At 68.3% G+C, this 6,496-nt stretch carries 6 protein-coding genes; 3 read left to right on the top strand and 3 right to left on the bottom strand.

Annotated features, from left to right (window positions below; all coding sequences use genetic code 11):
- Positions 1-65 precede the first annotated feature (65 nt).
- The 3 genes from M3498_01795 to M3498_01785 all read left to right on the top strand — a co-directional run bounded on the left by M3498_01795 (position 66) and on the right by M3498_01785 (position 2,736).
- Positions 66-1,391 (top strand): nicotinate phosphoribosyltransferase, encoded by a 1,326-nt coding sequence (locus M3498_01795; protein ID MDQ3458029.1) that lies wholly within the window; start codon positions 66-68, stop codon positions 1,389-1,391.
- A 97-nt stretch (positions 1,392-1,488) separates the two neighbouring features.
- Entirely contained in the window at positions 1,489-1,839 is a 351-nt protein-coding gene (locus tag M3498_01790) for a PadR family transcriptional regulator (GenBank protein MDQ3458028.1), read from the top strand.
- Positions 1,840-2,736 (top strand): permease prefix domain 1-containing protein, encoded by an 897-nt coding sequence (locus M3498_01785; GenBank protein ID MDQ3458027.1) that lies wholly within the window; start codon positions 1,840-1,842, stop codon positions 2,734-2,736.
- 197 nt (positions 2,737-2,933) lie between these two features.
- Here the strand turns inward: M3498_01785 and M3498_01780 are convergent, their stop codons facing one another.
- The 3 genes from M3498_01780 to M3498_01770 are packed head-to-tail and all read right to left on the bottom strand — an operon-like array spanning position 2,934 to position 6,450.
- On the bottom strand, positions 2,934-3,962 hold the full coding sequence (locus M3498_01780) for an S-adenosylmethionine:tRNA ribosyltransferase-isomerase (protein MDQ3458026.1): 1,029 nt from the start codon (positions 3,960-3,962) through the stop codon (positions 2,934-2,936).
- Complete coding sequence (locus M3498_01775) at positions 3,959-4,678, bottom strand: SDR family oxidoreductase (GenBank protein ID MDQ3458025.1); 720 nt, start codon at positions 4,676-4,678, stop codon at positions 3,959-3,961. The genes M3498_01780 and M3498_01775 overlap by 4 nt, the downstream gene beginning before the upstream one ends.
- Positions 4,675-6,450, bottom strand: a complete 1,776-nt coding sequence (locus M3498_01770) for a Rieske 2Fe-2S domain-containing protein (GenBank protein ID MDQ3458024.1) — start codon at positions 6,448-6,450, stop codon at positions 4,675-4,677. Before M3498_01770 ends, M3498_01775 begins: the two co-directional genes overlap by 4 nt.
- Positions 6,451-6,496 lie beyond the last annotated feature (46 nt).

Here is a 6,496-nt window from a genome sequence, read left to right as displayed (position 1 = left end):
CATCAGCAAAGCCTTACGGCTGGCTGCTGATGCTGACGGCTGAACGCTCCATCTCGGAGGTCACCATCAGCTTCTTCAACGGCAAGCGCCTACCCGCCGCCGCCTTCAAGCTCGACAGCGAGCGGCTGCGCACGGGCTGGTACAGCGACAAATACTTCAACAACATCCTCCGCACCTTGGAGGGCAGCCGCCAGGACGGCGAAGCGCTCATCCCCGGTTACCGCCCCGGCGAGGCGGTCGTCGAGATGCAGTTCTTCACCCGGCGCCGGCCGCGCAGCCTGGCCGTGGGCGTGGACAAGGCCTTGGCGATCTTGAAGGAGGCGACGGGCTGCCAGCAGGACGGCACCTTCGTCTCGCGCTGGGAGGCGCTCGAGGTCGAGGCGGTCCACGACGGCAGCTGGCTGCACTACGACGGCGAGCCGATGGAGGTGCCGCCCGCCCTCAAGGTGCGCGGCAGATACGCCGACTTCGCCGTCCTGGAGACGCCCATCCTGGGCATCTTGAGCCGCGGGACGCGCATCGCCACCAACGTCTACGAGGTCCTGAAGGCCGCGCGCGGCAAGCCGGTGCTGTTCTTCCCGGCCCGCTTCGACGCCCACGAGATCCAGGCGGCGGACGGCTACGCCTACCAAATCGCCGTCGAGCGCTACCGCCACGACTTCGGCCGCGGGCCCGACGCCCTGGTCAGCACCGACGCCCAGGGCGACTGGTGGGGCGGCGCGGGCGGCGGCACGGTCGCCCACGCCCTCATCGCTGCCTATCTCGGCGACACCGCCGCGGCCATGCTCGCCTACGCCCGTTTTGTTCCCCCCGAGGTGCCGCGCATCGCCCTGGTGGACTTCAACAACGACTGCGTCGGCGACAGCCTGGCGGTCGCCGAGACGCTCTGGGACGAGTTCGCCCACCACTACGCGGCGGGTAGTCGCAGCGAGGCCGAGCGCTACCGCCTGCACGGCGTCCGGCCCGACACGGCCGGCTCGCTCCGCGACGAGAGCGTCACCCCCCTGGGCGACCCCAAGCTCGACTTCGGCGTCAACCCGCGCCTGGTCTTCAACCTGCGCCGGGCGCTCGACGAGGCGCCCCTGCGCTGGCGGGTGCCGAGCGGCTTGGAGGAGGTCGCCCAGAGCTACGCCCGCGGCGTCAAGATCGTCGCGACCGGCGGCTTCTCGGCCGAGCGCATCGCGCAGTTCGAAGGGCTCAAGGTGCCCGTCGACGCCTACGGCGTGGGCAGCAGCCTCTTCTCCAACTCGAATAAGGAGGGCACCAACAACGACTTCACCGCCGACGTGGTGAGAGCCAAAATCAACGGCGGCTGGCGGAACGTCGCCAAGGTGGGCCGGCAACCCAACGACAACCCGCAGCTCGAGCCCGTCGACCTGAGCCTGTTGTAGGGAAGGATTTAGGGAAGGCGCTTCGGGAGTTGACATCCCCTCTTGCTAACTATATAGTCATGCAAGTATCTTACTGTGCAAGGTAAAGGGGATGGGTATGAACCGGCAGCTCAAGCAGGGCACCTTGGACATCGTCTTGCTATCGATCCTGGAAGGGGACGCGCGCTACGGCCTGGAGATCCTCAAGGAGGTCAACCTGCGCACCGACGGCGCCTTCGACTTCCGCGAGGGCAGCCTCTATCCCGCCCTGCACCGCCTGGTCAAGGCGGGCTGGGTCGAGACCTTCTGGCAGGACAGCAGCGCGGGCGGCGCACCGCGCAAGTACTACAGCCTCACCGACGAGGGAAGAAAGACCGGTGAAAGGAAAAAGGCTGAGTGGCAGGCCCTGCGCAAGGCGCTCGACGCGATCTTGAACCCGTTTGGCTCGAGGCTAAGGGGGAAGGTGTAGATGGCCTCTCCCGCCGACCGCTACATCCGCCAGGTGACGCAGGGACTGCTGCCTAGGAAGCGCATCGACACCGCCGCCGAGCTGCGGGTCCACCTGAACGGCCGCGCCAGGGAGCTGATGCTCGAGGGCTTCAGCAGAGAGGAGGCCGAACACTTGGCCGTCATGGGCATGGGGCCGCCCGCAAGCGTCAACCGCAGGTTTTTGGGCCACCTCTTCACCGCGCCCCTCGGCTGGCTGACGGTCGTCGTCTTGGTGCTGGGCGGTACAGGCTGGTGGGTGGCGCAGGCGCTCTCTTCGTCGCCTGCGGTACCGGTGCCGCAGATTGCGACGACGCCGCTGGCCTTCGAGGATGTCCTTCCGTTTATCGGCAATGTTGAGGTCCTGTCGCTCGAGCTGACCGACGAGGTGCGGGAGGTTCGTGTCCGCGCGTCCGTGGCTTCTCAAAGCATAGGCGGCTTCAGCAGGATAGGCAGGGCCTACCCGCCGAATCCCCACCACGACAACCACCTCCGCCTCATCGTCGGCTTTCCGGCCGCGCCTCTCTGGTCGTGCCCCGACGGCGGCACTCCCGTCCTTGTCGGCTTCGTGGGGTTCTATAGCCGGACTTGCTATCCCATCGACATGGAAAACCGTGGCAGCGCTTGGGATCGTCTGAACATTGGGGAGGACGGGCGCGTCGTCGACCCTCGAGAACTCGAGCTCAACGCCTGGACGCCCGTCTTGCTGTACCGGCCTAGCCGCGAGCCCTGGAGCGGTGAGATTTCCACCGATCCGGAGGACTGGCTGATCATCTCTTTGTGGGTAGGTGACCAGTCGCTGACGGGCGGCAACGAACCCGAAGAACCCAGCCTGGACGCGCTGCTGGCTCATCCTTCGCTCGAGGGCTTCGTCCGCTAAGCAAAAAATGGACCCTGTGTGGGAAGCACGGGGTCCTCATGGCAGGCGAACTTTGCGTGGGAGCACAAAGCTCGAAAGAGAAGTGGAGGTGAGGAATGGGAGATTGCCTCAGATCCAAAGATCATTATGGTGCTTTTAGGCCCGTTGCGACGGTTATACATCACATTTAGAGCGCCAGGGCGCGAAGGTGAGAAGGGCTAGGGCAGAATGAGGTGGCTGTCGCCGAACTCGTGCCAGAGGTAGCCCGCCCGGACGGCCTCGGCGTAGGCCTCTTGAATCACCGCCCTGCCGGCGACGGCGCAGAGCATGGCCAGGTGGCTGGCGCGAGGGTCGTGGAGGCCGGTGAGGAGGCCGTTCACCACCCTGACCTCCCGGCCGGGGCGCAGGTAGAGCCGGGTGAAGCCGCGCCTGGCTGTAACCCCTCGGCCGTTCCAGGAAGCCTCGAGCGCCCGGACCACGGTCGTGCCCACGGCGACGACCCGCCGCCCCTCCGCTTTGGCGGTGTTCACCGCTTCCGCCGTGGCCGCGGGCACCGCGAAGGGCTCGGGATAGAGCGTCTGCGCCCCCAGGTCACCGCTCAGCTCCAGGCTAGAGACGCCGGTGTGCAGGGTGACGGTGGCGAGCCGCACGCCGCGCGCCCGCAGGCTGGCCAGGACGCGGAGCGTGAAGGGCCGGGCCGCTGAGGGCATCTCGGCGCTGCCGGGCAGGCGCGCGAAGTGCGTCTGGTAGTGCTCGAGGGGGTAGGCTTCCCGCAGGTAGCCGTAGCGGATGGGCTCGCCATGCCTCCGCATGGCCGCTGTCACGTCGCCATTCAAACTCACGAAGAGGAGGCGCGGCAGGCCGGGATAGGCCCTGACGACGCGAGAACAGAGCCCGGCGGCGGTGAAGGCGTCGCCCGCCCGCAGCGGCAGGGGTCCGGGCTGGCCGGGGCTCCAGCGCGGCTCGGCCAGCCACAGCCCGCCGCCGTAGTCGGTCGAGAGGTTGAGGATGAAGGGCCCGGCGCTGCCTTCGGCGGGCAGGCTGGCCGCCAGGGTGGCGCTGTCGTTGACGATCAGCAGGTCGCCAGGGGTGAGGTAGTCGGCCAGATCGCGGAAGGTCGCGTGGTGATGCCCCTGCCCGCTACTCACCAAGAGGCGCACCTCGTCGCGCCTCAGGCCTCTAGCCTCGGGCGGAGCGCTGGCCTGCAACTGGGCGGGCCGCCCGAAGTCGAGCTCGGTGACGTTCACATCTCCACCAGCGTCCAGGTCTCGGCTTGGGCCGCGAAACGCTGCCCGTTCACGTCCTGGGGCCTCTGCCCCAGGAGCCAGGCCCAAAAGGGCAGCGTGACCTCGGGCAGCGGCCGGTCGGAGATGTCCTCACCGGGAAAGGCGGCCCCGTGCATGGCGGTGCGCAGGTCGCCGGGGTCCACGCCGACCGCGCTCACGCCTCTGTCTTGGAGCTCGTTCGCCAGTGTCTTGGTGACGAGGTCCAAGGCGGCCTTGCTCGAGCCGTAGCCGCCCCAACTCGGATAGCCGCCCAAGGCGGCATCGCTCGACACGTTGACGACCAGGCCCCGCTTCGCCTCGAGCAGGGGAAGCGCCTCCTGGACGAGCGCCAGCGGCGCCAGCAGGTTGACCTCGAGCACCCCCCTCAGCGCCTCCAAGGGGTAGTCGGCGAGCGGCGGCAGCGGCGTGGGGCCGAGCGCGGAGGCGTTGTTGACGAGCAGGTCGAGGCCGCCCAGAGTGCGGGCAGCTTCGCTAAGCTCCCGGCGGTGGGAGGCGTCGGCCACGTCGCCCGCCAGGCTGAGCACGGTTCCCGCTCCCTTGAGGGTTTGCGCGCTGGCCTCGAGCGCATTCTCCTTTCGGGCGGTGAGGATGAGGCCGTAGCCTTGGCCGGCCAGGAAACGGGCCAGGGTATAGCCCAGGCCGCGGCTGGCGCCGGTGATGAGGGCGGTTCTGGTCATCGATCCTCCTTGTCTAACTTGTCTAAGTTCTCGCCCGCGTGCAGGCGCAGGGCGATGCGGTAGGTTTGGGTGGTGGCGCGGTCGGTGGGCGCGTGCCCGGCGAGGTAGCGCGCTACGGCGACGAGAACGTCGGGCGCCAGATCGGGACGGTGGGTGTTCAGTTCGTGGTAGAGCTGGACGCCGGCCTCGAGCAGCTGATACGAGTGAAACTCGCCGTCTTCGCGCAAGAGGGTGTGCGCCAGTGTCCGCACCAGCCCGGTGTCGGGGTGGCCGAGGCGCAGGTAACGGTAGCTCACTGCCGCGGCTTCCTCGACCCGTTGCCGCTCGTCGGTGAGCTCGAGCAGGCGCTCAAGCAATGCCTCCGCCTCCGCCGGCAGGTCGGCGACGGTCTCGTCATCCGGCAACCGCGCCGCCGGGGCGTTGAGAAAACGGTTGAGGTAAAGGTGCATGGCGGCGTGCCAGAGGCCCCGCGCGCCCTCCAACGACGGCGCCCGCTTGAGGAGCTGGTGGGTGGCGTTGGCGCTCGTGAAGGTATGAAGGACGGCGATCCAGTCGGAGAACTCGTTGGCGGTGTGAAAGCGCGCGACGCGCAGGGCGGCGGCGTAGGAGAGCGCCAGCGACACGTCGGTCAGCCCCGCCCCGTCTCGCAGCGTCCGCGCGAGGCCTTCGGCGCTGGCCCTCGGGTCATCGCCGAGCAGGGTGATGACGAGGGCGTCGAAGGCGTCTTTCGGGAGGCCGCTACGGTGAACGTCGCCCATGAGCCTGCCGCCGAGCAGTTCGGCAAAAATCGGCTCGAGGATAGCCGCAAGGTCCACGGGATGCCGCCAGCTGCTCGTCTCCTCCATCCTCGTCACCGCGGTCAGGGCCGGCACCAGGCTGGGCAGGATGCGCTCCGCCTCCTGCCAGCCGATAACGTCCAGAAGCTCGAAGGCCTTGTTGACGAAGTCGATGCTGTGGCCGCCGTCCAAATAGGAGTGGTCGGTGACGGCGCTGAAGAGCATGTCGGCCAGTTCAGCAGATCCCTGCCCAAGCTCGAGCGCCGTCAGCATCACCCGCTCGACCCCGCCCTGGTCGCGCACCTCGGCGAACCGGCGCAGCCAGGGCTTGAGCCTCGCGGGCTCGAGATCGCCTGTCGGCAGGGGCCCCGTGGCGAAGTGCGGGGGCTGCCCGGCTACGTTGCCGGCGACGTGGACGAGGCCGTGATAGAGCGCCAAGGGCCGGTCCTCCTCGCTGAGCCGCGGCAAGAGATTGCCCATCGCCGTCAAGATGGTGAGGCCGTCGCGCCAGCCGGCGTCCCGCCCCGCCGCGCCGAAGACGCCGCCGCCGCGCAGAACCTCGCTCGCCTCCACGCCGTGGTCGTTTAGGCTGAGGACGGCTTTGGCCAGCACCAGCAAGATGGTCTGCTCGAGACCGCCCTTCAGCCTGCCTTTCTGGTAGGCGACCTCGTCGCGTTGCGGGCTGGGATCGAGCCAAATCTCCTCGCCGTGTACTTGGATGGGGTAGACGCGCACGTCGTCGGCGAAGAGGTCGAAGGTACCGCCCGAGCAGAGCTCGAAGCGGGCGTGGTGCCAGTGGCAGGTGAGGATACCGTCCGCGACGCTGCCCCTGTTCAAGGGAAAGCCCATGTGTGGGCAGCGCGGGTCGGTGGCGTAGACGCGCCCCTGGTGCCTGACCAGCAGAACGCTCCGGCGTCCGAGCTGGACGACCTTCATGCCGTTTTTGAGATCGCGCAGGCTGGCGACGCGGACGAAGGTGGTCGGGGTCTCCATCATGGCTTAGCAGGCGGTGCAGGGCCGGTCACTTGGCGCGGCGGCGCGT

It is taken from the genome of Deinococcota bacterium (assembly GCA_030858465.1).
Taxonomy (GTDB): domain Bacteria; phylum Deinococcota; class Deinococci; order Deinococcales; family Trueperaceae; genus JALZLY01.
Note: the sequence above shows the minus strand (reverse complement) of the source record. Positions and strands in the feature narration are given on the sequence as shown.

What these genes read in the sequence shown, in the direction of transcription:
- M3498_01775 (MDQ3458025.1), bottom strand. Translation starts at nt 4,678, where the DNA reads ATGACCAGAACCGCCCTCATCACCGGCGCCAGCCGCGGCCTGGGCTAT.
- M3498_01785 (MDQ3458027.1), top strand. Translation starts at nt 1,840, where the DNA reads ATGGCCTCTCCCGCCGACCGCTACATCCGCCAGGTGACGCAGGGACTG.
- M3498_01770 (MDQ3458024.1), bottom strand. Translation starts at nt 6,450, where the DNA reads ATGATGGAGACCCCGACCACCTTCGTCCGCGTCGCCAGCCTGCGCGAT.
- M3498_01790 (MDQ3458028.1), top strand. Translation starts at nt 1,489, where the DNA reads ATGAACCGGCAGCTCAAGCAGGGCACCTTGGACATCGTCTTGCTATCG.